General features: G+C 71.9%; 21 protein-coding genes, 4 tRNA genes and 1 other RNA gene. 15 read left to right on the top strand and 11 right to left on the bottom strand.

Annotated elements, in window-relative coordinates; translation table 11 throughout:
* Positions 1 to 55: 55 nt before the first annotated feature.
* The 3 genes from ACWFR4_RS12305 to ACWFR4_RS12295 all read left to right on the top strand — a co-directional run bounded on the left by ACWFR4_RS12305 (position 56) and on the right by ACWFR4_RS12295 (position 2,745).
* The gene (locus ACWFR4_RS12305; RefSeq protein WP_453652223.1) at positions 56 to 862 is read left to right on the top strand and encodes an isocitrate lyase/PEP mutase family protein; all 807 of its coding nucleotides are present in this window, start codon (positions 56 to 58) and stop codon (positions 860 to 862) included.
* A gap of 33 nt (positions 863 to 895) precedes the next feature.
* Positions 896 to 1,732 (top strand): PP2C family protein-serine/threonine phosphatase, encoded by an 837-nt coding sequence (locus ACWFR4_RS12300; RefSeq protein WP_453464886.1) that lies wholly within the window; start codon positions 896 to 898, stop codon positions 1,730 to 1,732.
* A 62-nt stretch (positions 1,733 to 1,794) separates the two neighbouring features.
* Positions 1,795 to 2,745 carry an MASE1 domain-containing protein gene (locus ACWFR4_RS12295; RefSeq protein WP_453464883.1) on the top strand — a complete coding sequence of 317 codons (951 nt, stop codon included), beginning with the start codon at positions 1,795 to 1,797 and terminating at the stop codon, positions 2,743 to 2,745.
* Positions 2,746 to 2,756: 11 nt separating this feature from the next.
* On the opposite strand, the gene ACWFR4_RS12290 is transcribed toward ACWFR4_RS12295, so the two are convergent.
* A complete protein-coding gene (locus ACWFR4_RS12290; RefSeq protein WP_453464880.1) occupies positions 2,757 to 2,957 on the bottom strand; it encodes a hypothetical protein in 201 nt (66 codons plus the stop codon).
* A 196-nt stretch (positions 2,958 to 3,153) separates the two neighbouring features.
* Between ACWFR4_RS12290 and ACWFR4_RS12285 the strand changes: the two genes are divergently transcribed.
* The gene (locus ACWFR4_RS12285) at positions 3,154 to 3,627 is read left to right on the top strand and encodes a DUF5994 family protein (RefSeq protein ID WP_453464877.1); all 474 of its coding nucleotides are present in this window, start codon (positions 3,154 to 3,156) and stop codon (positions 3,625 to 3,627) included.
* 26 nt (positions 3,628 to 3,653) lie between these two features.
* On the opposite strand, the gene ACWFR4_RS12280 is transcribed toward ACWFR4_RS12285, so the two are convergent.
* Both ACWFR4_RS12280 and ACWFR4_RS12275 read right to left on the bottom strand, forming a co-directional pair.
* Positions 3,654 to 4,040 (bottom strand): VOC family protein, encoded by a 387-nt coding sequence (locus ACWFR4_RS12280; RefSeq protein WP_453464874.1) that lies wholly within the window; start codon positions 4,038 to 4,040, stop codon positions 3,654 to 3,656.
* A 102-nt stretch (positions 4,041 to 4,142) separates the two neighbouring features.
* Positions 4,143 to 4,230, bottom strand: a tRNA-Ser gene (locus tag ACWFR4_RS12275).
* A 110-nt stretch (positions 4,231 to 4,340) separates the two neighbouring features.
* Between ACWFR4_RS12275 and ffs the strand changes: the two genes are divergently transcribed.
* The 6 genes from ffs (at position 4,341) to ACWFR4_RS12245 (ending at position 13,089) form a co-directional block, all read left to right on the top strand.
* Positions 4,341 to 4,435: signal recognition particle sRNA small type (ffs, locus tag ACWFR4_RS12270), an RNA gene on the top strand.
* Positions 4,436 to 4,498: 63 nt separating this feature from the next.
* Complete coding sequence (locus ACWFR4_RS12265; protein ID WP_453652221.1) at positions 4,499 to 6,748, top strand: DNA polymerase III subunit gamma and tau; 2,250 nt, start codon at positions 4,499 to 4,501, stop codon at positions 6,746 to 6,748.
* A gap of 194 nt (positions 6,749 to 6,942) precedes the next feature.
* The gene (gene purD, locus ACWFR4_RS12260; RefSeq protein WP_453464868.1) at positions 6,943 to 8,196 is read left to right on the top strand and encodes a phosphoribosylamine--glycine ligase; all 1,254 of its coding nucleotides are present in this window, start codon (positions 6,943 to 6,945) and stop codon (positions 8,194 to 8,196) included.
* Positions 8,197 to 8,470: 274 nt separating this feature from the next.
* Positions 8,471 to 10,342, top strand: coding sequence for a hypothetical protein (locus tag ACWFR4_RS12255; protein ID WP_453652487.1), 1,872 nt, complete (start codon positions 8,471 to 8,473; stop codon positions 10,340 to 10,342).
* Positions 10,343 to 10,545: 203 nt separating this feature from the next.
* On the top strand, positions 10,546 to 12,087 hold the full coding sequence (locus ACWFR4_RS12250; RefSeq protein WP_453464865.1) for a N,N-dimethylformamidase beta subunit family domain-containing protein: 1,542 nt from the start codon (positions 10,546 to 10,548) through the stop codon (positions 12,085 to 12,087).
* Positions 12,088 to 12,192: 105 nt separating this feature from the next.
* The gene (locus tag ACWFR4_RS12245) at positions 12,193 to 13,089 is read left to right on the top strand and encodes a phosphoribosylaminoimidazolesuccinocarboxamide synthase (protein WP_116512197.1); all 897 of its coding nucleotides are present in this window, start codon (positions 12,193 to 12,195) and stop codon (positions 13,087 to 13,089) included.
* A 57-nt stretch (positions 13,090 to 13,146) separates the two neighbouring features.
* Here ACWFR4_RS12245 and ACWFR4_RS12240 read toward each other — a convergent pair.
* The 8 genes from ACWFR4_RS12240 to ACWFR4_RS12205 form a co-directional block, all read right to left on the bottom strand.
* Positions 13,147 to 13,222, bottom strand: a tRNA-Gly gene (locus tag ACWFR4_RS12240).
* Between the two features lie 23 nt (positions 13,223 to 13,245).
* Complete coding sequence (locus ACWFR4_RS12235) at positions 13,246 to 13,854, bottom strand: response regulator (protein ID WP_453652219.1); 609 nt, start codon at positions 13,852 to 13,854, stop codon at positions 13,246 to 13,248.
* The gene (locus tag ACWFR4_RS12230; RefSeq protein WP_453652217.1) at positions 13,851 to 15,110 is read right to left on the bottom strand and encodes a sensor histidine kinase; all 1,260 of its coding nucleotides are present in this window, start codon (positions 15,108 to 15,110) and stop codon (positions 13,851 to 13,853) included. Before ACWFR4_RS12230 ends, ACWFR4_RS12235 begins: the two co-directional genes overlap by 4 nt.
* A gap of 17 nt (positions 15,111 to 15,127) precedes the next feature.
* On the bottom strand, positions 15,128 to 15,937 hold the full coding sequence (locus ACWFR4_RS12225) for an ABC transporter permease (protein ID WP_453464857.1): 810 nt from the start codon (positions 15,935 to 15,937) through the stop codon (positions 15,128 to 15,130).
* Positions 15,934 to 16,905 carry an ABC transporter ATP-binding protein gene (locus ACWFR4_RS12220; protein WP_453464854.1) on the bottom strand — a complete coding sequence of 324 codons (972 nt, stop codon included), beginning with the start codon at positions 16,903 to 16,905 and terminating at the stop codon, positions 15,934 to 15,936. The genes ACWFR4_RS12225 and ACWFR4_RS12220 overlap by 4 nt, the downstream gene beginning before the upstream one ends.
* Before the next feature lie 166 nt (positions 16,906 to 17,071).
* Positions 17,072 to 17,147 (bottom strand) — tRNA-Gly (locus ACWFR4_RS12215).
* A gap of 79 nt (positions 17,148 to 17,226) precedes the next feature.
* Positions 17,227 to 17,298: transfer RNA gene (locus ACWFR4_RS12210), tRNA-Gly, on the bottom strand.
* A 111-nt stretch (positions 17,299 to 17,409) separates the two neighbouring features.
* Positions 17,410 to 17,751 carry a histone-like nucleoid-structuring protein Lsr2 gene (locus tag ACWFR4_RS12205; RefSeq protein ID WP_116512201.1) on the bottom strand — a complete coding sequence of 114 codons (342 nt, stop codon included), beginning with the start codon at positions 17,749 to 17,751 and terminating at the stop codon, positions 17,410 to 17,412.
* A gap of 327 nt (positions 17,752 to 18,078) precedes the next feature.
* Here ACWFR4_RS12205 and purS point away from each other — a divergent pair, with 327 nt between their 5' ends.
* From purS to ACWFR4_RS12180, 5 genes are all read left to right on the top strand, one after another.
* Positions 18,079 to 18,345 (top strand): phosphoribosylformylglycinamidine synthase subunit PurS, encoded by a 267-nt coding sequence (gene purS, locus ACWFR4_RS12200; RefSeq protein WP_453469111.1) that lies wholly within the window; start codon positions 18,079 to 18,081, stop codon positions 18,343 to 18,345.
* A complete protein-coding gene (gene purQ, locus ACWFR4_RS12195; RefSeq protein WP_453469112.1) occupies positions 18,342 to 19,025 on the top strand; it encodes a phosphoribosylformylglycinamidine synthase subunit PurQ in 684 nt (227 codons plus the stop codon). Before purS ends, purQ begins: the two co-directional genes overlap by 4 nt.
* The gene (purL, locus tag ACWFR4_RS12190) at positions 19,022 to 21,271 is read left to right on the top strand and encodes a phosphoribosylformylglycinamidine synthase subunit PurL (RefSeq protein ID WP_453469113.1); all 2,250 of its coding nucleotides are present in this window, start codon (positions 19,022 to 19,024) and stop codon (positions 21,269 to 21,271) included. Before purQ ends, purL begins: the two co-directional genes overlap by 4 nt.
* Positions 21,272 to 21,388: 117 nt before the next feature.
* On the top strand, positions 21,389 to 22,633 hold the full coding sequence (locus tag ACWFR4_RS12185; RefSeq protein WP_453652215.1) for a hypothetical protein: 1,245 nt from the start codon (positions 21,389 to 21,391) through the stop codon (positions 22,631 to 22,633).
* Positions 22,634 to 22,685: 52 nt separating this feature from the next.
* A complete protein-coding gene (locus tag ACWFR4_RS12180; RefSeq protein ID WP_453652213.1) occupies positions 22,686 to 23,480 on the top strand; it encodes a sterol carrier family protein in 795 nt (264 codons plus the stop codon).
* Positions 23,481 to 23,493 lie beyond the last annotated feature (13 nt).

Raw genomic sequence — 23,493 nt, 5'->3', positions numbered from 1 at the left:
CCGCTCCCGGACACTTCGGCGGGCGCCGAACCGTTCCGCGCCTAGCGTGCGCTGCATGGTCTTCAAAGCCCTGCACCACGACCCCGACGGCCCTCTCCTCCTCCCCAACGCCTGGGACCACGCCTCCGCCGCCGCGCTCGCCGGGCAGGGGTTCGCCGCGATCGGCACGACGAGCCTCGGCGTGGCCGCCGCGGCCGGGCTCCCCGACGGCCACGCCGCCACCCGCGAGGAGACCCTGCGCCTGGCCCGCCGCCTGGGCGGGGGAGCGTTCCTGCTGTCCGTGGACGCGGAGGGCGGGTTCAGCGACGACCCGGCCGAGGTCGCCGGCCTCGCCCGTGAGCTGGCACAGGCGGGCGCGGTGGGGATCAATCTGGAGGACGGCAGGGCCGACGGCACGCTCACCCCGGCCCCCGTCCACGCGGCGAAGATCGCCGCGGTCAAGGCGGCCGTACCGGACCTGTTCGTCAACGCCCGCACGGACACGTACTGGCTCCCGGACCCGCGGACCGCGCCGGAGCCTGAGACCCGGCACCGGCTCGACGCCTACCGGCAGGCGGGCGCCGACGGCGTCTTCGTACCGGGCCTGGCCGACCCGGCCGCGATCCAGGAACTCGTGGCGTACCTGCGCCCGTCCGGCATCCCCCTCAACATCCTCTACTCCCCCACAGGCCCCACCGTCCCCGAGCTCGCCGCCCTGGGCGTCCGCCGGGTCAGCCTCGGCTCGCTCCTGTTCCGCGCGGCACTCGGCGCCGCGGTCACGGCGGCGCTCGACGTACGGGCGGGCCGGGAGATCGCCCCCGAGGCGCCGACGTACGGCGAGGTCCAGGAGCTGAGCGGCGGTGGGGGCGCCGCGGAAATATGATGAATCCGGGGTTTTCCGTATCCGGAGCGGTCCATGACGCAGCGTCGTCCCAGCCAGCCCGAGAGCGCCGACGACCTGCTGACCAGGCTCGGCCGCCTTGCCGCACAGGCACGCGCCGGGGCGGAACTCCAGCACGCCCGGGTCGAACTGGCGGAAGCCCTCCAGCGCGAGATGCTCCCCGCCTCCCTGCCGGCCCTGCCGGGACTGCGGACCGCCGCCAGATACTCGCCGGCCCGCCACGGACTGGACATCGGCGGGGACTGGTACGACGCCTTCGCCGCCCCCGACGGCGCCCTCGGGTTCTCCATCGGGGACGTACAGGGCCACGACGTCGAGGCCGCCGCCTTCATGGGGCAGATCCGCATCGCCCTGCGTGCGGTGGCCGCCTTCGCCCCGGACCCCGGCGAGGCGCTCGCCCAGGCCAACGACCTGCTGCTGTCGATGCACCGCGATCTCTTCGCGACCTGCAGCTTCCTCCGCTTCGACCCGACGACCTGGGTCCTGGAGTCCGCCCGCGCGGGCCACGTCCCCGCCATCTGGGCCACGGTCGACGGCCGGTACGGCATCTCGGTTGACGAAGGCGGGCTGCCGCTGGGCATGCTGCCCGGGTCCAGCTACCCGGTCACCCGGCACCGCCTCTCGACGGCGGGCGCGTACGTCCTGGTCACCGACGGCGTCGTCGAAGGCCCCCGGTTCCCGATCGAGGCGGGCCTGGAGCGGGTGGCCCGGGTCGTCGCGGCCGGGGCGGGCGCCGAACCCGCGGAACTGGCCGCCGCGGTGATGAAGGTCGCCGACTGCACCGGCCACCAGGACGACTCCGCGGTACTCGTCCTGCGCCACGACCCGCCACCGGCGGTCCTGCCCGGGTGACAGCGGGCCCCCGGCGTCGCGTGTCACGCTCCGCCACGGGACGGGAGTGATTATGTGATCCAGTGGTGCGCACCGAGGAACTCCGACGCCTCTCCGAGGCCCTGCTGAGGGTCCTCGCCGTCGCCGCCGCCTACTACGCGACCGGACGGCTCGGCCTGTGGCAGCGGATCGTCCTCGAAGGCGCGGTCGTCACCCCGCTCTGGCTCCCGACGGGCGTCGCCGTCACCTGCCTGCTCTGGATGGGCCTGCGGATCTGGCCGGGCATCGCGCTCGGCGCCTTCCTGCTCATCGAGTCGATCGGCCCCTTCAGCCCGTCCGACCTAGGGATCGTCGCCGCGAACACCCTCGCTCCGGTGTGTGCCTGCCTGCTGCTGCGCAAGGTCGGCTTCCGTGTCGAGCTGGACCGGCTGCGGGACGGGGTCGCCCTGGTCTTCCTGGGCGGACTGCTGCCGATACTGCTCAGCGCCACCGTCGGTACGGGAGTGCTGGCGCTCAGCGGCAAGCTGGCGTGGAGCGCGTTCTGGCCGGTGTGGGCGGCGTGGTGGACCGGCGACGCGATGGGCGTACTCGTCGGCACACCGCTGCTGATCGCGCTGAGCAGGGCCCGACTCCCCTGGAACACCCGCCGGTGGCCGGAGGTCGCGGCCCTGGTGGTCACCGCCGCCGTCATCACGCCCCTGGCCACGAGAAGCGCGCTCGCCCTGCTCTTCCTCGTCTTCCCACTGCTCACGTGGGCGGCGCTGCGCTTCCAGCTCGCGGGGGCGGCGCCGTGCGTGCTGTTCGTGTCCGTACTGGGGATCTCGGCGGCCACCGACCACGTCGGTCCGTTCGCCGACCACACCCTCTTCGAGGTCATGGTCAACCTCCAGGCACTCAACGGCTCGGCTGCGCTCACCGCGCTGCTGCTCGCGGCGATCGTCACCGAACAGAAGAGCGTCCGCCAGAAGATCGAGCAGGCGGTCAGCGACCTGACGGAAGTGGTGGAACACCTGGCGCCACGGCAGGAGGATTGACGCGGCCCCGGTCAGCGGGGGTCGGCCGGGCCGGAGGGGTCTTCGGGGACCCGCCGGTGGTGCTTGCGGCTCCGTCTGCCGACTCCCGGCATGGCATCGCTGAAGGTGTGCGAGGCGATGCGAGCGTCGTGCCGGGCGTTGATCCGGTGGATCAGGCGCATGCCCATGAGGGTCACGAGAACGATGGCGCCGATGAGGATGATCGCCTCCATGGCCGTCACCTCCCGCTTTCCACTGCTTTAACCGTAACTCCGGCCGCCGCCGATCGCGGCCCGCTGCGCCGCGCGTGGACGCAGCCCCCGGGGTTACCGTGAAGCTACGACGGCATCGCGCCGGTCGACGCCCGCCCCGTCATCGGTACGGCCACACGGTGGGCGTCGGCCGTACGACCGAGGCGGGCGAACGACCATGGCTGAATCCGACACCCCCCACCAGCCCCCACTGCTTCTGCCGGACGAGGCCCATCAAGGGGCGAAACCCGGAACGGCCCTGCCGAGGCTGGAGACCACCCAGTCCCGCGAAGGGCTCCTCGACGGCGCATGGTGGCCCCGGTCCCACAACATCGTGGCCGAACTGCCCGCCCTGATCACGGAGTTGACCTCACGTCTCGGCCCCATCACCCGGGTCGGACTCGACTCCGCCGCCTGGGAGGAACTCCCGACCCGCCTGATCATCGACGACCGAGTCGTGCATCTCGACGCGCACGAGGTCGGCGACGGCACCGCCCTCGTCACCCGCGGCGACGGGGACTACTTCGTCCTGCTGGTCGTGCCTCCCGAGTCGGAGCCCGCGGCGGCCCGCGCCGCGATGGCCCGCGCGGTCCGCGACGACAACATCACCGAGGCCGCACAACTCCTCGTCGCCAACCCCGACGAACCCTGAGCCGGGAAACGCCGTGCGCGCCCCGGTCAGGGGTGACGGGTCGCAAGGACGCAGAACTCGTTCCCCTCCGGGTCGGCGAGTGGGACCCAGCTCACATCGCCCTGCCCGACGTCGACGCGCCGGGCACCCAGGCCCAGCAGGCGGCGGACCTCTTCGTCCTGTTCCCTGTCGGCCGGGTTGACGTCGATGTGGAGCCTGTTCTTGACGACCTTGCCCTCGGGCACGCGCGCGAAGGTCAACGCCGGTGGCACCGGGCCGGGGCGGTCCTTGCCCTCAGGCACCGCGGGTGAGCCGATGATGACAAGTCCGTCCTCCTCGTCCTGCACCTCGTATCCGAGGACCGAGCACCAGAACCGGGCGAGCGCGTCGGGATCGGCACAGTCGATCGCAAGTTCGGTGAACTTACTGGTCATGTCAGGACCTCCCAGTCGGGTGTCCGGCTACGCAACCACAGAACGTCGAAGGGCCCCACCGCAAGCGGTGGGGCCCTTCGACGTATTGCCCGGTGAGAGCAATGGCGGAGGATACGAGATTCGAACTCGTGAGGGGTTGCCCCCAACACGCTTTCCAAGCGTGCGCCCTAGGCCACTAGGCGAATCCTCCGCCGCAAACAATACAAGACGTTGGGGGGTGCTCGCGAACATGATCCGGGGGCGGTGATCGGGCCGGGGGCCGGGCTCGTGATTCCGGCCGGGCATCCGCTACTGTGGAGCTCAGCCCCTCACGTGGCGCTATCTGACTGAACTCCCCCAGGGCCGGAAGGCAGCAAGGGTAGGTCGGCTCTGGCGGGTGCGTGAGGGGCGTCTTGCGTTCCGGGGCGGTTCGCCCTCGGCGGCCGTGGTTGTCAGTGGGCGCCTATAACCTCGTATACGTGTCGTCTCTCGCGCTCTACCGCCGCTATCGCCCGGAGTCGTTCGCCGAGGTCATCGGGCAGGAACATGTGACCGACCCGCTGCAGCAGGCGCTGCGGAACAACCGGGTCAATCACGCGTACCTGTTCAGTGGCCCGCGCGGCTGCGGCAAGACGACGAGCGCGCGCATCCTCGCGCGGTGTCTGAACTGCGAGCAGGGGCCCACGCCGACGCCGTGCGGCGAGTGCCAGTCCTGCCGCGACCTGGCGAGGAACGGTCCGGGTTCGATCGACGTCATCGAGATCGACGCCGCTTCGCACGGTGGTGTCGACGACGCCCGTGACCTGCGCGAAAAGGCCTTCTTCGGGCCCGCGAGCAGCCGCTACAAGATCTACATCATCGACGAGGCCCACATGGTCACGTCGGCGGGGTTCAACGCCCTTCTGAAGGTCGTCGAGGAGCCCCCGGAGCACCTCAAGTTCATCTTCGCCACCACCGAGCCCGAGAAGGTCATCGGGACGATCCGGTCGCGTACGCACCACTACCCCTTCCGCCTCGTGCCGCCCGGGACGCTCCGGGACTACCTCGGCGAGGTCTGCGGCAAGGAGGACATCCCCGTCGCGGAGGGTGTGCTGCCGCTGGTCGTGCGGGCCGGCGCCGGTTCCGTGCGTGACTCCATGTCCGTCATGGACCAGCTGCTCGCCGCCGCGGCCGAGGACGGTGTGACGTATGCCATGGCGACGTCTCTCCTCGGGTACACGGACGGTTCGCTCCTCGACTCCGTCGTGGAGGCCTTCGCCTCGGGTGACGGCGCGGCCGCGTTCGAGGTCGTCGACCGTGTCATCGAGGGGGGCAACGACCCGCGCCGGTTCGTCGCCGACCTCCTGGAGCGGCTGCGGGACCTGGTGATCCTGGCCGCCGTCCCGGACGCGGCCGAGAAGGGCCTCATCGACGCCCCCGTGGACGTCGTCGAGCGGATGCAGGCCCAGGCCGGAGTCTTCGGCGGCGCCGAGCTCAGCCGCGCCGCCGACCTGGTCAACGAGGGGCTCACGGAGATGCGGGGCGCCACCTCGCCCCGCCTCCAGCTCGAACTGATCTGCGCGCGCGTGCTGCTGCCCGCTGCGTACGACGACGCCCGCTCCGTGATGGCCAGGCTCGACCGCCTGGAGCGCGGCGGCCACTTCGTGCCCGCGGGACAGGGCTCCGGTCCTGCCATGGGGTACGTGCCCGCGCCCGACGCCCACCCCGGTGCGGCCGCGCAGGTCCCTGCGGGCAGCGGTCCTGCCGCTGCCCGGGCGGCGGTGCGGGGGCCCGGACCGGGCGGCGAGAGCGCGCCCGCGCCTGCTGCTCCGGCGCCCACTCCTGCCCCGGCTCCTGCTCCTGCCCAAGCTCCCGCTGCTCAGGCCGCGCCCGCTCCGCAGGTGTCCGCGCCTCCGGCCGCGCCCGCCGAACCCCCGCCCGCGGCGCCGCCCGCCGGGGCCGCACCCGGCGCATGGCCCACCGCCACCCCGGCCGGTGGCGGCAGGCGCCCCGGCGGGTGGCCCACCGCCGCGCCCACCGGCGGAGGCACCGGTGGGGCCGCCGGTGGAGGCCAGCCCTCCGCCGCGGCGCCCACGCCGCCCCCCGCCCAGCCCCAGCCGCAGGCACCCGCTCAGCCCCCCGCCGCGGCACCGCCCGCCGCCGGTGGGCTCGACCCGCGCAGCCTGTGGCCGAACATCCTCGAAGTGGTCAAGAACAAGCGCCGCTTCACCTGGATCCTGCTCAGCCAGAACGCGCAGGTGACCGGCTTCGACGGCACGACCCTCCAGCTCGGCTTCCTGAACGCCGGAGCGCGGGACAACTTCGCGAGCAGCGGCAGCGAAGACGTCCTGCGGACGGCGCTGGCCGAGCAGTTCGGCGTCCACTGGAAGGTCGAGGCGGTCGTCGACCCCTCGGGAGGCGGTGGTGGCCAAGCACCGCCCCCCGCCCCGGGCGGCGGCTATCCGGGCCACGGCGGCGGTAGTGCCCCCGCGGCCCCGGCCTCTCCGCGCCCGCCGGCCCCGCAGGCCCAGGCCCCGGCCGCGCCGAGACCCCCGGACCGGTCCGCGCCGCAGGCGTCCGCCCCCGCCCCCGCGCCGAGACCGGCCGCCTCGGAGCCGCCCCCGGTCTCCATCGAGGACGACATCCCGGCGGACGACGACCCCGACCTCGACGAGTCGGTCCTCTCCGGCCACGACCTGATCGTCCGCGAGCTCGGCGCGACCGTCGTCGAGGAGTTCACGAACGAGTAGGCGGCAGCAGGGGTCAGGCGGCCATGCCTACGCAGAGCAGCCACGCCCACCGGGCCACACCCTCCCGCCCCCGGAAAGCCGCCGGACCGGGGCCCCCGGCACCCCGCCTCATGGAGAAACGCACGAACCCCCGCCGCCCCCGCGGTCGGCGGCCCGTACAAGAGCACACCGGCCCGCCGCCTATGCTGGCTGGCGTGAAGGTCCTTGTCATCGGCAGCGGCGCCCGCGAACACGCCCTGTGCCGCTCACTGTCCCTCGACCCCGACGTCACCGCGCTGCACTGCGCGCCCGGCAACGCAGGAATCGCCGAGGTCGCCGAGCTGTACCCGGTCGACGCCCTCGACGGCGTCGCCGTGGCCCGGCTGGCCGGTGAGCTGGCCGCGGACCTCGTCGTGGTCGGCCCGGAGGCACCCCTTGTCGCAGGGGTCGCCGACGCCGTACGCGCCGCGGGCATCCCCTGCTTCGGCCCCTCCGGGGAAGCCGCACAGCTGGAGGGTTCCAAGGCGTTCGCCAAGGACGTGATGGCGGGTGCCGGCGTGCCGACCGCCCGCTCGTACGTCTGCACCACCCCGGACGAGGTCGACGAGGCGCTCGACGCCTTCGGCGCTCCGTACGTCGTCAAGGACGACGGGCTCGCGGCCGGCAAGGGCGTCGTCGTGACCGACGACCTCGAGGCCGCCCGCGCGCACGCCAACGCCTGTGACCGCGTCGTCATCGAGGAGTTCCTCGACGGCCCCGAGGTCTCGCTCTTCGCGATCACCGACGGAGTGACCGTCGTCCCGCTCCAGCCCGCGCAGGACTTCAAGCGCGCGCTCGACGGCGACGCGGGCCCCAACACCGGTGGCATGGGCGCCTATTCACCGCTGCCGTGGGCCGACCCGAAGCTCGTCGACGAGGTCATGGAGACGGTCCTCCAGCCGACCGTCGACGAACTGCGCCGCCGCGGCACGGCCTTCTCGGGTCTGCTGTACGCGGGGCTCGCGATCACCTCGCGCGGTGTCCGGGTCATCGAGTTCAACGCCCGGTTCGGCGACCCGGAGACCCAGGTCGTCCTGGCCCGCCTCAAGACCCCGCTCGCGGGCGTCCTCCTCGCCTCGGCCAACGGCACGCTCGCGGACCTGCCGCCTCTGCGCTGGAGCGACGAGGCGGCCGTGACCGTGGTCGTGGCCTCCCACAACTACCCGGAGACGCCGCGCACCGGCGACCCCATCACCGGGCTCGCCGACGTGGCCGCGCAGGATGCGCCCCACGCGTACGTCCTGCACGCCGGGACGAAGCGGGACGGGGACGCCGTCGTCAGCGCCGGCGGCCGCGTGCTCTCGGTGACCGCGACCGGCTCGGACCTCACGCAGGCCCGCGAACGCGCGTACGCGGCGCTGTCGCGCATCGGTCTCGACGGCTCGCAGCACCGCACCGACATCGCGGCGAAGGCGGCCGCGGAGGCCTGACCGGAAGCCTCACCTGCGTGAACCTCAGGCCCTTGATCCGAAGCGGATCAGGGGCCTGAATGTCATCCACCTCTACCCAAAGCCATTCCATCGAGTGACCGCTCGTCCATCCGGCTGACGATGCCATGTGCCCCAACTAGGGTGCGGCGCAGGCATTCCGGCACTTGGCCCACCGGCATTGCGATGTCAGTGACGGGTGCCACAGTGGGGGAGTGGACAACGCCATGGGTGCAGGCAACATAGGCAGCAGGGGGTGACGTCGGTCGTGTCCGGTATGGGTGCGGAGGTGGGCGCGCAGGCCGCGCGCTCCCGGGCTCTCGCGGTGCTGCGCATCCGCGGCAGGGCGCTGGCCGTCGCCCTGCTGCCCGCGGCCCTCGCGGTCGTGCTGGCCGCGGGCGCCGCCACCGGGCACATGGTCGGCGACGGCTGGCGGACGGCGCGGTGGATCGTCACGGTCGTCGCCCTGGTCGTCCTGGCCGCGGCGGCGGGCATCGCCCTTGTGGTGGCCCGCGCCCGCCCGGCGGTCAGCCCGACGGTGCCGATCGCCGAGGAGCGGGCCCCCGATCTCTACCGCCTGGTGCGCGATCTGGCCGACCGGCTCGACGTACCGGTCCCCTCGGCCATAGCGCTCACCCCGGACTGCGACAGCTGGCTGGAGGACCGTACGCATCCCGCGCACGGACCGCCCAAGCCCAAGGACGACGGGGGCCGGATCCCGCGTGACGCCGACGGCCCGGGGATCCGGGGCGGCGCAGGCAGAGGCCGGGTGCCCGCCGCGCCCGTCCTGGTCATCGGCTCCCCCTTCCTGTGGTGGATGCGCGTGGGCGAGCTGCGCGCCGTGCTCGCCCCGGTCGTCGCCGGTACGGGGCCGTCGGCGCACCCGGACATAGCGGCCGCGCGCCGCTTCGTGCGGGGCCTGGACGCGGCGGTCGCCGTCGCTGCGGCGCCCGGTCGCGGACCGCTGGGGCGGGCGGTCCTCGGTTGCGTCGGCTGGGTCGTGCGCCTGCTCCTTCGCAGCTGCCGGGGCCACGCGGGCGAGATGGAGCGGGGGGTCGCCGCGGCCGCCGCCGAGCGCGCACAGACTGTGGACTACGGCGTGCGGATCGTCGCCCAGGAGCAGGTGGGCCTGGCCTACGCGGGCTGGGACCGGCTCCTCACCCGGGTCGCGCTGCCCGCCTGGCGCATGGGGCGCTGGCCCTCCCGTCTGGACGTGGGCGTCGTCGCCGCCCTCACCGAGCTGTCCCGGCGCGACCGCCTCGCCGAAGGCTTCGCCTCCCGGCTCGGGGAGCGGCCCGCCTGCGATCTGCTGGAGGAGCCGGGCACGGTGGACGAGGCGGCGTCGCTGCTCGCGGCCCGGCTGTTCCACGGAGGCCCTGCCGAGCCGGGCCCCGACTGGGCGCCGGTCGACTGGCAGGAGTATCCGGACGAGGTCGTGGACCGTAAGTGGCGCATGGACGCGGCGCGCCTCCACCGCGTCCTCGACGCACTGGGCGTACGCGGCTCCGCGGACCCCACGTCCCCCGACCCCGACGGCCCGACACTCGCCCGGGTGATGGACCACCTCGCAACGGCGACGCGCGCCGGGGACTCCGCAGGGCCCGTAGCCTCCGTGGCCCCCGTAGACCCGGAAGATCCCACCGTCCCCGCCGAGGACCTCACCGTCGCCGCCGACACCGGCCCCACCGTCTCCCCCGACGACGACTCCACCGCCCCCGAGGACCCCGAAGACGCCGAGGGCCGCGAGGACACCCCCACCGCTCTGCTCGCCGCCGGCCTGAGTGCCGAGGCGGCCCGTGAGGAGAGTGAGCGCCCGGCCCCGCCCGTGCCCGCCGCCGGTCAGGGGCCCGACGGCGCGCTGTGGGACGAGGGCATGCTCCCGCTCTTCCCGCTCCAACCACCCCGTACGGGACGCGAGTTGGTGGCCGACCACGTCACGGCGATGGTGTGCTGCGCCGCCGTGGACACGGCCGGAGCCGCCCCCGGCCTCGACTGGCTGGACGGCCCCTCGCTCCTGGTCGACGGCGAGCGCGCCAAGGACCTGACCCCGCGGGTCCTGAGCCTCGTGGAAGAGGGGGACCCGGAGCCTCTGCGCGCCTGGCTCACCCTCCTCGGCATCCGCCCCGAGAAGCCGGTCCGACTGGTGTAGGCCGCGACAGCAATCGCGGTACACCCGCACCCGGCGCCTCTCGCATCCGCACCGCCCGACCCCCAACCTCCGGAGGCCCACGTTCCGTTCACGTCAATTCGCGACGAACGGTGACGGAGTGCGTGCGTAATGTGATGTGCTGGGGCCGGTCGCTGACAGACGGAGCACACGAGGGCTCGGGGGAGCGAGGGAGGGAAGCGGGCATGGGGCCGGAACGGGAGGGGCAGAAGGCCGGGCGGCCGGAACACGCGCGGTCACCCCGCACCATCCGCCGCTGGGAGTCCGGCGCGCTCGCCCACGCCGTGAGCGACCCCTTCGGCCAGGGCCCGCTGCCGTGGCTGCGCGGCAGCGAGCACTACTTCGACGACACGGGCCAGGTGGTCCCCTGGTACGTCGACCACGTCCCCCAGCCCGGCGCGAGCAACATCACGACCAGCATCCCGAGCCCCCGCACCGGCGGCCCCCGCATGGCCGACGACGTGCACCGCCAGATCAAGGGCTTCACGTCGACCGGAGCGGCCGCGCCCGGCGAGGCGATCGACTTCCACATCACGGTGGACCCGCCCCAGCAGTTCAGCGTCGACATCTACCGCATCGGCCACTACGGCGGCGACGGCGCCAGCAAGATCATCACCAGCCCGCGGCTCTCCGGCATCGTCCAGCCGCCCCCGCTCACCGCGGACCGCACGGTCTCCTGCCACCACTGGTGGCTGTCCTGGCGCCTGCAGATCCCGTCGTTCTGGAACGTGGGGGCGTACGTGGCCGTCCTCACCACCGTCGACGGCTACCGCTCGCACGTCCCCTTCACGGTCCGCGACAGCCGCCCCGCCGACCTCCTCCTGCTCCTGCCAGACGTGACCTGGCAGGCGTACAACCTCTACCCGGAGGACGGGCACACGGGGGCGAGTCTCTACCACGCGTGGGACGAGGAAGGCCGGCTGCTCGGCGAGGGCAACGCCGCGACGACGGTCTCCTTCGACCGCCCGTACGCCGGTGCGGGCCTCCCCCTGCACGTCGGCCACGCCTACGACTTCATCCGCTGGGCCGAGCGATACGGCTACGACCTCGCGTACGCCGACGCCCGTGACCTGCACGCGGGCCGCATCGACCCGACCCGCTACCGGGGCCTCGTCTTCCCCGGTCACGACGAGTACTGGTCGACGCCGATGCGCCGCACCACAGAAGTGGCCCGCGAGCACGGCACCTCGCTCGTGTTCCTCTCCGCCAACACCATGTACTGGCAGGTGGAGTTGGGCCGGTCCCCGTCCGGCGTGCCGGACCGGCTGCTCACCTGCCACAAGCGCAGGGCACCCGGGAAGTCCGCCCTGTGGCGCGAGATCGACCGCCCCGAGCAGCAGCTCATGGGCATCCAGTACGCGGGCCGCGTCCCCGAGCCGCACCCCCTCGTCGTGCGGAACGCGGACCACTGGCTGTGGGAGGCCACCGGGGCGCACGAGGGCGACGAGATCGACGGCCTGGTCGCCGGCGAGGCCGACCGCTACTTCCCGCGCACCGCGCTGCCCGAGCACGAGGACCGCATCCTGCTCGCCCACTCGCCCTACCGCGACAGCGAGCGGGCGCCGCGCCACCAGGAGACGTCCCTGTACCGGGCGCCGTCCGGATCGCTGGTCTTCGCGTCCGGCACGTTCGCCTGGTCCCCGGCGCTCGACCGCCCCGGCCACGTCGACCCGCGGATCCAGCGCGCGACGGCCAACCTCCTCGACCGGATCTGCAAACGCGACTGACCCGTCCCGCGCCCATCGCTGCCGCACCCGCCGGACCCGTGGCCAAAACTCATCCCCGTATGAGCGAGAATCAGGTGCACTCGTACATATCCACGGGGAGGAACCGTGTCCGGATTCGTCGAAAAGCCCGAACCCCAGCAGGTGCCGGGCCTGGTACACCTCCACACCGGCAAGGTGCGGGACCTGTACCGGAACGAGGCGGGCGACCTCGTGATGGTCGCCTCCGACCGCATGTCCGCCTATGACTGGGTGCTGCCCACCCCCATCCCCGACAAGGGCCGCGTGCTCACGCAGCTGTCGCTGTGGTGGTTCGACCAGCTCTCCGACCTGGTCCCCAACCACGTCCTGTCGACCGAGCTGCCGCCCGGCGCCCCCGCCGACTGGCAGGGCCGCACCCTCATCTGCAAGTCGCTGCGCATGGTCCCCGTCGAGTGCGTGGCCCGCGGCTATCTCACGGGCTCCGGCCTCGTCGAGTACAACGACTCGCGCACGGTCTGCGGCCTCGCCCTGCCCGAGGGCCTGACCGACGGCTCGGAGCTGCCCGCCCCGATCTTCACGCCCGCGACGAAGGCCGAGGTCGGCGAGCACGACGAGAACGTGTCGTACGAGGAGGTGGCCCGCCAGGTCGGCGCGGAGACCGCCGCCGAGCTGCGCCAGATGACGCTCGCCGTGTACGGCCGGGCCCGGGACATCGCGCGTGAGCGCGGCGTGATCCTCGCGGACACCAAGTTCGAGTTCGGCTTCGACGGCGAGACGCTGATCCTCGGCGACGAGGTCCTCACCCCGGACTCGTCCCGCTTCTGGCCCGCGGCCGAGTGGGAGCCGGGTCACGCGCAGCCGTCGTTCGACAAGCAGTACGTGCGGAACTGGCTGACGGGTCCCGAGTCGGGCTGGGACCGCAAGAGCGAGCAGCCGCCGCCTGCGCTGCCGCAGCAGGTCGTGGACGCGACGCGCGCCAAGTACATCGAGGCGTACGAGCGCCTGACCGGCGTCAGCTGGTAGCGACGGCGCGCCAGACACGCGAAAGCCCCCGGCACCTGAGGTGCCGGGGGCTTTCTGTGGAGCGAACGACGAGGTTCGAACTCGCGACCTCAACCTTGGCAAGGTTGCGCTCTACCAACTGAGCTACGTTCGCACTGCGCCGTGGCGCGAGAGCAACTATACCCAACCTCGCTCCCGTGCGAGCCGCACCGCAGAGTGCCGGTTCTCGGCCCCGAGCTTCGAGACGGCGGACGACAGATAGTTCCGTACGGTCCCCGGCGAGAGCGCGGCGCGCTCGGCGATCTCCGCGACGGGCGCCCCGTCGGCGGCGAATTCGAGCACCTCGGCCTCGCGCGCGGTCAGCGGGGAGTCGCCCGCGGCGATCGCGTCGGCCGCCAACTCCGGGTCCACATAACGGTTTCCCGCGTGCACGGTCCGAATGATCTCGGCGAGCCGCTGGGCGCTCACGGTCTTCGGCACGAACCCGCGCACGCCGGCGGACAGGGCCCGCTTCAGATGTCCGGGACGTCCATGGCTGGTCACGATCATGACCCGGCACGCGGGCAGTTCACCGCGCAGCGCTGTGGCGACCTTCACACCGTCGGCGCCCGGCATCTCCAGATCGAGCACGGCCACGTCGGGCCGGTGCGCCCGTGCCATGGCGAGAGCCTCGGGTCCGGTGGCGGCCTCGGCGACGACGGCGAGATCGTCCTCGAGGCCGAGCAGCGCGGCGAGCGCCCCGCGGATGAGGTGCTCGTCATCGGCGAGCAGCACGCGCACGGTCACCCGGCGCTCCTTTCGTACGCGGCGTCGCGCCGCGGTCCCACGGTGCGCCCGGCCAGCGGCACCTCGGCCACCACCCGGAACACCCCGTCCATATCCGGCACCACACCGGCCTCCAGAGTCCCGTCGACCTCGGCAAGCCGCTCCCTCAGCCCCGCGAGTCCGGACCCGCCGCTCAGGGCCCCCGCGGTCCCGGCCCCGTCGTTCTCCACGCTCAGGACCACCGCGTCCGGCCCCACCCGTACGCCGATGTCGCAGCGTCGGGCGTCCCCGTGCCGCAGGACGTTCGTCGTGGCCTCACGCACGACCCAGCCGAGGGCGGACTGTACGGGGCCGGGCAGCTCGGCGGCCGGGCCCACCACGTCGCAGGAGATCCCCGCCGCGGTCAACACGCCCTGTGCGCCCGCCAGTTCGGCCGACAGATCGGCCTCGCGGTAGCCGCGTACGACCTCCCGTACTTCCTTCTGCGCCTCCTGGGCGATGCGCTGGACCTCGGTCATCTGGTCCACGGCCTCGGGCCGCCCGCGCCGCGTGAGCTGCACGGCGAGCTCGCTCTTGAGCGCGATCACGGCGAGATTCCTGCCCATCACGTCATGGAGATCGCGCCCGAACCGCAGCCGTTCCTCGGCGACGGCGAGCCGCGCCCTGGTCTCGCGGGCCTCGTCGAGTTCGTGGACGGCGTTCAGCAGCCAGACGGAGAATCCCGCGGTCAGGGCGAAGATCGCGGTGGTGAACAGCACGGTGGCCGCCGTGACGAGGGCGGCGGGCGCAGGCAGCCCGGACGGCACGGACGCCGCCCCGGCCCCGAGGGACGCGCCGAGCGCCGCGCCGATCACCCGCCTGCGGGTGCGCAGCCCGGGCGTGGCACAGCCCGCGCCGACCATGAGGATGCCGACGAAGAGGACGAGCGCCGTGCGGGTGCCCGCCTCCTCGTCCGCGGGCACCCGCAGCATCACGCCGAGCGTCCCGACGGAGATCACGGCGGTGGCGACCCCGTACGCGATGACCAGCCGGACCGGCTGCTCGCGCCGGCCGCGCGTCCAGTCGAGCGCCTTGGACGTGGTCACCGCGCCGAGCACGGCGTGCGCGCAGAGCGCAAGGAGCAGGGTCCAGGCGAGCGCGGCCGGCACCTCACCGAAGGCGAGCGGGCCGAGCCAGAAGACCTCGACGAGCCCGAAGGACTGCAGGGACCACCGTGTGTACGTCTCCACCTTCGCCGGGGTGCTCTTCCCCCGCCACCACGCTCCAGGCCGCTTCATGTCCCCGCTCCGTCGGATCAACGCCGTGGTTCCCAGCGGAACCACCGTCGTACAGCAAACACGGCGAGGACGGTCCAGGCCACAGCGGTGGCGACGGCGCCCAGGGCGTCGTACGCGGAGAGGTCCCCTGTCCAGCCGCCCCGTACGAGGGTGATCACCGGTGTGAGGGGCAGCAGTTCGCACACCGACGCGAGGCGGTCCGGCATGACTTCGAGGGGCACGACGGTGCCGGAGCCGAGCATCGAGAGGAGCAGCAGCGGCATGGCCGCGACCTGCGCGCTCTCGACACTCTTGCTGAAACTCGCGGTGACGGCGGCGAGCGCGGGCCACATCACCAGGCCCAGCAGCAGCCCGAGTACGGCGTAATAGGGCGCGTGCGGAGCCCTCACGTCGAGCAGTGCCGTGCAGGCGGCGACGAGCACGAGGCTCTGCGCGAGGCCGATGGCGACGGAGGGCACGGCGGCGCCGGCGAGGATTTCCGCGTCCCGCAGTTCGCCGGTGCGCAGGCGCTTGAGGACGAGTTCCTCGCGCCGGGCCGCGTAGACGCCGACCAGCGCGCTGTAGACGGCGAAGAGGAGGGAGAAGCCGATCGCGGACGGCAGCAGCACCGAGCCGACGGTGAGCCCCGCGCCCTTCAGGTCCATGTTGTCGATCGACGAGCGCACGCTGAACGGCAGCACCAGTGGCACGGACACCGCGGTGAAGAGCGTGCCCCTACTGCGGCCGATCAGCGTCAGCTCCGCGCGGGCGAGCGCCCGCATCCGCCCGGCGGCCGTCGTGCCGGCCGTGGCCGCCGGCTTCGTCCTGTCCGTCACGACCGCGCTCATCGCACCGCCACCTCATCCCTGTTCTCCGTGCCGGCCATGGTGTCCGTACGCGCGTCCTGCGCGATCCGCAGGAACGCCTCTTCGAGGGACGCGCTGCGCACGTCGAGCCCCCGCAGCTCGACCCGGGCGTCCCTGGCCCACAGCAGGAGGCCGGTGGCGGCCCGTTGGAGTTCGTCCGTCCGCAGCCGGATGGTGCGGCCGTCCGTCTCGTGGGCGTTCACGCCGAGCTCGGCGAGCGGCGGGAGGTCGCCGGGGAAGTAGCCGTCGGGCAGTTCGAAGGAGATGTGCGAGGGCTGGGCGGCGACGACCTCGTCGACCCGGCCCTCGGCGGCGATGCGCCCCTCGTGGAGGATGGCGAGCCGGTCGGCGAGCTCCTCGGCCTCTTCGAGGTAGTGGGTGGTCAGGAGCACGGTAGTGCCCTCGGCGCGCAGCTCGCGCACCAGGTTCCAGGTCGCGCGCCGCCCCTCGGCGTCGAGGCCGGTGGTCGGTTCGTCGAGGAAGAGGACCTCGGGCCGGCCGAGCAGTGCGAGCGCCAGGTCGAGGCGCCGCTTCTCGCCGCCGGACAGCTGCTTCACACGGACCCGGGACCGCCGTTCGAGCCCGACGAGCTCGAGGGCCTCACCGGCGGGCCGGGCGCCGCTCGTGCATCCGCCCCACATCCGGACGGCCTCGGCGACGGTCAGCTCGGACGGAAAGCCGCCTTCCTGGAGCATGACCCCGACGCGCGGCCTGACCAGGTCGCGTTCCGTGTACGGGTCGTGCCCGAGCACCCGTACACGGCCGCCGGCCGGGACGGCGAGCCCTTCGAGGAGTTCGACGGTGGAGGTCTTGCCCGCGCCGTTGGTGCCGAGGAGGGCGAAGAGTTCTCCGCGGGCGACGGAGAAGGTCACTCCGCGCACCGCCTCGTACGAGCCCCCGTACACGCGTCGCAGATCGGTGACGTCGATCACGCGCTCGTTCGTTTCCATGCCCCGAGCCTCTCCCGGCGCCGGGGCGAGGAGCAGTGCGCGCTGTCACCGGACCGCATGACAAATGTCAGAGCGGGTCGAGGACATGAGCCTCAGGGGCACGGACATGCCTCAGAGGGACACGGACATGCAGAAGGCCCCGGTCCGATGGACCGGGGCCTTCAACTGGAGCGAACGACGAGGTTCGAACTCGCGACCTCAACCTTGGCAAGGTTGCGCTCTACCAACTGAGCTACGTTCGCACTGCCTCCGATCGACTCTCATCGATCGGCGCGAGCACCAGCCTACCGCACTCCGAAGAGTGGTCGGTACGCCATGCAGAGCGGGTGACAGGAATTGCACACTGCGCCTTCCCCCTGGAAGGGGGATGTTCTACTACTGAACTACACCCGCAAGACTCCGTGAGGTCCGGCCTTTCGGCCTCGCCCCTCGGCGTGCTCCAGACTTTAGCTGATCAACAGGGGTGGAGCGCAAGTCGGCTGCTCTGCGGGCTGTCGGAGGGGGTCAGTTGGCCGCCTCGAACGCCTCGTAGACCCGCTTGGGGATGCGGCCGCGCGGCGGGACGTCCATCTTGTGCGAGCGCGCCCAGGCGCGGACGGCCGCCGGGTCGGCGGACACCGCGGTGTGCTTGAAGCTCCTGACGGTCTTCCCCGAGGCGCCCTTGCCCGAGCCGGTCTGCTTGCGGCCGGCCTGGAGGAAGGGGGCCAGGGCCGTGCGCAGTTTCTTGGCATTGGCTGGATTCAGGTCGATCTCGTACGACTTGCCGTCGAGACCGAACACGACCGTTTCTGCGGCATCTCCGCCGTCGATGTCGTCGGAGAGAGTGACCACGACACGCTGCGCCACGAATATCGGTCCCTTCGTGCGACATCTGCACCTTGACGTGCGCCGATGTCGACTGTCCGGCTGTTATGGGGCAAAGCAGAGGCGAACTGCCCGCTTTCGCCATTTCCTTTTTACCTTGCCTGGCATTGCATTGTGAAGACCGACTAAATCCCCCCGCGTGTCCGGAGGCAATGGGTCTCCGAAATCTTTCCCCCGATTTTCCACGGGGTCACCGTGCTGTTGCAGTAACGTGATCCGGCTCTCGTAGCTTCCTACGGTCTACGCGAGTAGAAATTTTGTCCGGGTAGTCTGAAGGGACCTGCTCAGCACCACACACCGGGAGTGCCAGTGGCACGCGTCGTAGTCGACGTCATGCTCAAGCCGGAGATCCTCGACCCCCAGGGCCAGGCGGTGCAGCGTGCACTGCCGCGCCTCGGTTTCGAGGGCATCTCCGACGTACGTCAGGGAAAGCGATTCGAACTCGAGGTTGACGGGCCCGTCGACGATGCCGTCCTCGCCCGTATCCATGAGTTGGCCGACACGTTCCTCGCCAACACCGTGATCGAGAACTTCATCGTGAAGGTGGAAGAACCCGCGGTGGGGGCAGAAAAGTGACCGCTCGTATTGGAGTCGTCACCTTTCCTGGTTCCCTCGACGACCGGGACACGCAGCGCGCGATCCGACTCGCCGGCGCGGAACCCGTCGCCCTCTGGCACAAGGACAAGGATCTGAAGCAGGTCGACGCTGTCGTCCTGCCCGGTGGATTCTCCTACGGCGACTATCTGCGGGCGGGTGCCATCTCCCGGTTCTCGCCGGTGATGGAGAGCGTCGTCGAGCAGGCCAAGGCGGGTCTTCCCGTTCTCGGTATCTGCAATGGCTTCCAGGTCCTCACCGAGGCGCACCTGCTCCCCGGCGCGATGCTCGGCAACGACCATCTGCACTTCATCTGCCGTGACCAGAAGCTGCGTGTGGAGAACACGGACACCGCCTGGACCGCCGACTACACGGCCGGCCAGGAGATCCACATCCCGCTGAAGAACATGGACGGCCGCTACGTCGCCGACGAGCGCACGCTGGACATGCTGGAGGCGGAGGGCCGCGTCGCCTTCCGTTACGTGGGCTTCAACCCGAACGGTTCGCTCCGCGACATCGCCGGCATCACGAACGAGGCGGGCAACGTCGTCGGTCTGATGCCGCACCCGGAGCACGCCGTCGAGCCGCTCGTCGGCTCCGGTCGCACCGACGGTCTCCCCTTCTTCACCTCGATCCTCAAGAAGCTGGTCGCCGCCTCATGAGCCTCGACACCGTTGAGAACGCCGCAAAGACCCCCGACGTGGAGCTCCCCTGGGCCGAACTCGGCCTGAAGGAGGACGAGTACGAGCGCGTCGTGGAGATCCTCGGCCGCCGCCCGACCGGCGCCGAGCTCGCCATGTACTCCGTGATGTGGTCCGAGCACTGCTCGTACAAGTCGTCCAAGATCCACCTGCGCCAGTTCGGCGAGAAGGCGCCGCAGTCCGACGCGCTGCTCGTCGGCATCGGTGAGAACGCCGGTGTCGTCGACGTCGGCCAGGGCTACGCCGTCACCTTCAAGGTCGAGTCGCACAACCACCCGTCGTACGTCGAGCCCTACCAGGGCGCGGCCACCGGCGTCGGCGGCATCGTGCGCGACATCATCGCGATGGGCGCGCGCCCGGTCGCGGTCGTCGACCCGCTGCGCTTCGGCGCGGCCGACCACCCCGACACCAAGCGTGTGCTGCCGGGTGTCGTCGCCGGCATCGGCGGCTACGGCAACTGCCTGGGCCTGCCGAACATCGGCGGCGAGGTCGTCTTCGATGCCTGCTACCAGGGCAACCCGCTGGTCAACGCGGGCGCCATCGGTGTCATGCGGCACGAGGACATCCACCTCGCGAAGGCGTCGGGCCCGGGCAACAAGGTCATCATGTACGGGGCCCGGACGGGCGGTGACGGCATCGGTGGCGCCTCGATCCTGGCCTCCGAGACCTTCGACGACGCGAAGCCCTCGAAGCGTCCCGCCGTCCAGGTCGGTGACCCCTTCCAGGAGAAGCTCCTCATCGAGTGCACCCTGGAGGCGTTCGCCGAGAAGCTCGTCGTCGGCATCCAGGACCTCGGAGCCGCCGGAATCTCCTGTGCCACCAGCGAGCTGGCGTCCAACGGCTCGGGCGGCATGCGCGTCGAGCTGGACGACGTACCGCTGCGCGACTCCACGCTCTCGCCCGAGGAAATCCTCATGAGTGAGTCGCAGGAGCGCATGTGCGCGGTCGTCGAGCCGGGGAAGGTCGCCCGCTTCCTCGAGATCTGTGAGAAGTGGGACGTCATCGCGACCGTCATCGGTGAGGTCACCGACGGCGACCGCCTCGAGATCTTCTGGCACGGCGAGAAGATCGTCGACGTCGACCCGCGCACCGTCGCCCACGAGGGCCCGACCTACGAGCGCCCGTACGCCCGCCCCGCGTGGCAGGACGCGCTCCAGGCCGACGACGCGAACAAGCTGCCGCGGCCGTCCTCGTCGGACGAGCTGAAGCAGCAGGTCCTCGCGCTGGTCTCGTCGCCGAACCAGGCGTCGAAGAAGTGGATCACCTCGCAGTACGACCACTTCGTGCAGGGCAACACCGTCCTCGCGCAGCCCGAGGACTCGGGCATGATCCGCATCGACGAGGAGTCGGGGCTCGGCGTCGCCATCGCGACCGACGGCAACGGCCGGTACGCGAAGCTCGACCCGTACCACGGCGCGCAGCTCGCCCTCGCCGAGGCGTACCGGAACGTCGCGACGACCGGCGCCAAGCCGCTCGCGATCTCCGACTGCCTGAACTTCGGCTCGCCCGAGGACCCGGACGTCATGTGGCAGTTCGTCGAGGCCATCCGCGGTCTCGCCGACGCCTGCCAGATCCTCGGCACCCCGGTGACCGGCGGCAACGTCTCGCTGTACAACCAGACGGGTGAGGCGGCGATCCACCCGACGCCCGTCGTGGCCGTGCTCGGCGTCATCGACGATGTCGCCCGCCGCACGCCGGTCGCCTTCAGGGAAGAGGGCCAGCTCCTCTACCTGCTCGGCGACACCCGTGAGGAGTTCGGCGGCTCGGCCTGGTCGCAGGTCGTCCACGACCACCTCGGCGGTCTGCCCCCGCAGGTCGACCTGGAGCGGGAGCGGCTGCTCGCCGACATCCTGATCTCGGCGTCTCGCGACGGCATGATCGACGCCGCGCACGACCTGTCCGACGGCGGTCTGATCCAGGCCGTGGTCGAGTCGGCGATGCTCGGCGACAAGGGCGCGCGGCTCATCGTGCCCGACGGCCTGGACGCGTTCACGTTCCTGTTCTCCGAGTCGGCGGGCCGCGCGGTCGTCGCCGTCCCGCGGAGCGAGGAGCTGCGCTTCACCGACATGTGCGGCGCGCGTGGCCTCCCGGCCACCCGCATCGGCGTGGTCGACGGCGACGCGGTGGAACTCCAGGGCGAGTTCACCCTCCCCCTCACGGAACTCCGCGAGGCCCACGAGGCAACGATCCCGGCGCTGCTGGCGTAAGTTCCGTCGGCCGTACGGTCGTGAAGTCCCCGTCTGCTGCGGCAGACGGGGACTTCGCGTTGTCAGTGGCGGTTGGTAGCTTCGGTGGTGCTGGGAGCCACGGGGGACGGGGGAGCGGTGCGGGTACCGGAGGGTGTGCGGAAGACCGCCAATGTGCTGCTGTGCCTGGCCGCCGTCCTCGGTATCGGCTGGGGCGGCAAGGAGATCTGGCAGGTCCTGAGCGCTCGGCATCAGATCGACGCGGCGTGCGCGGGGCTCGTACCGGCGGGCCGGGTGCTCGCGCTGTCCCCGGCGGGCGGCACTGTCACGCACAAGGTCTCCGACGACCCCATCGACCTCGACGACCTGGTCTCGGGTCAGGAGTGCGCGCTGTTCAGCACCGAGGCCGGGGAGAAGCGCGGCTCCGACGGCGGGCGCATGTTCTTCGTCGGCTCCGTGGGCGTCCTGCCGGCCTCGCGGGAAGTGATCGCCGACGACCCGTTGGAGGAGCTCGTCGACTACTTCGACGGGCGCGCCTACCCGTCCCAGCCGCTGGGCGGCGGTATCGCGGGCATGGTCACCGACTCCGGCGCCGTCGTGCGGCTGCAGTGCCCCGAGGGCAAGGTGGGCACACGGCCGATCAAGGCGCTGTGGGCCCGTGCCGAACTGCTGGACCCGGAGCGGTCGTTCATGGAGAGCGGCCAGTTGAGCGCGTCGGACCGCGCCGTCCTCGCGGACACCGCCGTGCTCACCGCCAACAACCTCGCCGAGCGGCTGGGCTGCGCCGACCGTCTCCCCGACACCCCGGACGACGTCCCGGCCCTGCCTGAGGGACCGATACCGGCGGCCCGCGCCGAGGGCACCTGCGCCTGGTACGGCAAGTCGGGCTACGCCTCGCGCGGGTCGCGCTATCCGGACCAGGTCGTCGAGAGCCGTACGGACGCGAGACTCTGGGACGAGCAGTGCGGGCTCATCCTCAGCGAAGGCCGGGCGAACGCTCTCTACTCCGCGACCGCGGACGAACATGAATACCTCAACGAACCGGACCGCCCCGGCAAGTGGTTCGTCTCCCTGCACACCTACTCCGGTCCGGACGCCACGGAGGTCCTGCTGACCAGCACCTCCGTCGCCGACGAGCGTCCGGAGCCCGCCGAGCCGGGGAAGGCCGGCCGTAGTACCGAGGACCCCATCTGGTGGGCCTCCTCCGTCTGCGACGGCAGGCCACAGATCCACACGATGACCCTCGCCCTGGGGTACGACCGCGTGGCGACTTCCCGGATGGCGAAGGTGTTCCGCTCCTACGTCACCGATATCACCGAGCGCCGCGGCTGCTCGAAGGTCAGATTCCCGGCCTCCTCGACGTTCCGGGCGGACGCGGACTAGGCGGCCCCAATCTGTGAGGTGCCGGGCGCCGGTCGCGGCATAGGCTCCCCCCATGCCTCCCGCCAAGAAGCGTGCACGCTCCTATGACTCCGCCAGGATCCGGACGGCGGTGCTCGCCCAGTTCGCCCTCGTACGGGAAGCGGTGGCGGGCCTCACGGAAGAGCAGCTGAGCGCGCCGACACGGCTTGGCGACTGGACCGTGCGGGAGCTGGCGGCGCACTTCACGATGGCGGTCGGTGCGGTGGCCAGGGGGCTGGAGATGCCCGAGCCGGCCAAGCATGAACTCCCGCTCCTGGACTGGCCGTCGGGGACCGCTACCGAGTCCACCGCCATCGCCGACGGCACCCGGGAACTCGCCGCGAGCGCCACACCCGAGGAACTCTTCGCGCGCACTACTGCCCGTGTTGAGACGGCCCTCGCCGAGGCCCCCGACACCCGCCTCGTCCCCACGCGGTTCGGCGCCATGACCCTCGCCGACTTCCTCGTCACCCGTACCGTCGAACTCGTCGTCCACACCGACGACCTGAACGACGCGCTGCCGGGCCTCGACGTCCCGTACGACCGCCAGGCGCTGGCCGCCTGCACACGGTTGCTCGCCGACGCCCTCGCCGTGAAGGCGCCCGGCGCGTCGACCGAGGTGCGGATCCCGCCGTTCGCCGTCGTCCAGTGCGTCGAGGGCCCCCGCCACACCCGAGGCACCCCGCCGAACGTCGTCGAGACGGACCCGCTCACCTGGATCCGCCTCGCCACCGGACGCGTCGGGTGGCGCGCAGCCCTGGACGACGCGAAGGTCAGCGCGAGCGGCGAGCGGGCCGATCTCAGCAAGCTGCTGCCCCTCATGGGCTAGCCCTCGTGACCGG

It is taken from the genome of Streptomyces sp. NPDC055140, assembly GCF_053607285.1.
This window is presented reverse-complemented; position numbering and strand designations above follow the sequence as displayed.

Bases quoted from the DNA above. Each gene is read 5' to 3' on its own strand.
- ACWFR4_RS12305 (WP_453652223.1), top strand. From the start codon at position 56: ATGGTCTTCAAAGCCCTGCACCACGACCCCGACGGCCCTCTCCTCCTC.
- ACWFR4_RS12300 (WP_453464886.1), top strand. From the start codon at position 896: ATGACGCAGCGTCGTCCCAGCCAGCCCGAGAGCGCCGACGACCTGCTG.
- ACWFR4_RS12290 (WP_453464880.1), bottom strand. From the start codon at position 2,957: ATGGAGGCGATCATCCTCATCGGCGCCATCGTTCTCGTGACCCTCATG.
- ACWFR4_RS12285 (WP_453464877.1), top strand. From the start codon at position 3,154: ATGGCTGAATCCGACACCCCCCACCAGCCCCCACTGCTTCTGCCGGAC.
- ACWFR4_RS12280 (WP_453464874.1), bottom strand. From the start codon at position 4,040: ATGACCAGTAAGTTCACCGAACTTGCGATCGACTGTGCCGATCCCGAC.
- ACWFR4_RS12255 (WP_453652487.1), top strand. From the start codon at position 8,471: ATGGGTGCGGAGGTGGGCGCGCAGGCCGCGCGCTCCCGGGCTCTCGCG.
- ACWFR4_RS12250 (WP_453464865.1), top strand. From the start codon at position 10,546: ATGGGGCCGGAACGGGAGGGGCAGAAGGCCGGGCGGCCGGAACACGCG.
- ACWFR4_RS12230 (WP_453652217.1), bottom strand. From the start codon at position 15,110: ATGAAGCGGCCTGGAGCGTGGTGGCGGGGGAAGAGCACCCCGGCGAAG.
- ACWFR4_RS12225 (WP_453464857.1), bottom strand. From the start codon at position 15,937: ATGAGCGCGGTCGTGACGGACAGGACGAAGCCGGCGGCCACGGCCGGC.
- ACWFR4_RS12220 (WP_453464854.1), bottom strand. From the start codon at position 16,905: ATGGAAACGAACGAGCGCGTGATCGACGTCACCGATCTGCGACGCGTG.
- purL (WP_453469113.1), top strand. From the start codon at position 19,022: ATGAGCCTCGACACCGTTGAGAACGCCGCAAAGACCCCCGACGTGGAG.
- ACWFR4_RS12180 (WP_453652213.1), top strand. From the start codon at position 22,686: ATGCCTCCCGCCAAGAAGCGTGCACGCTCCTATGACTCCGCCAGGATC.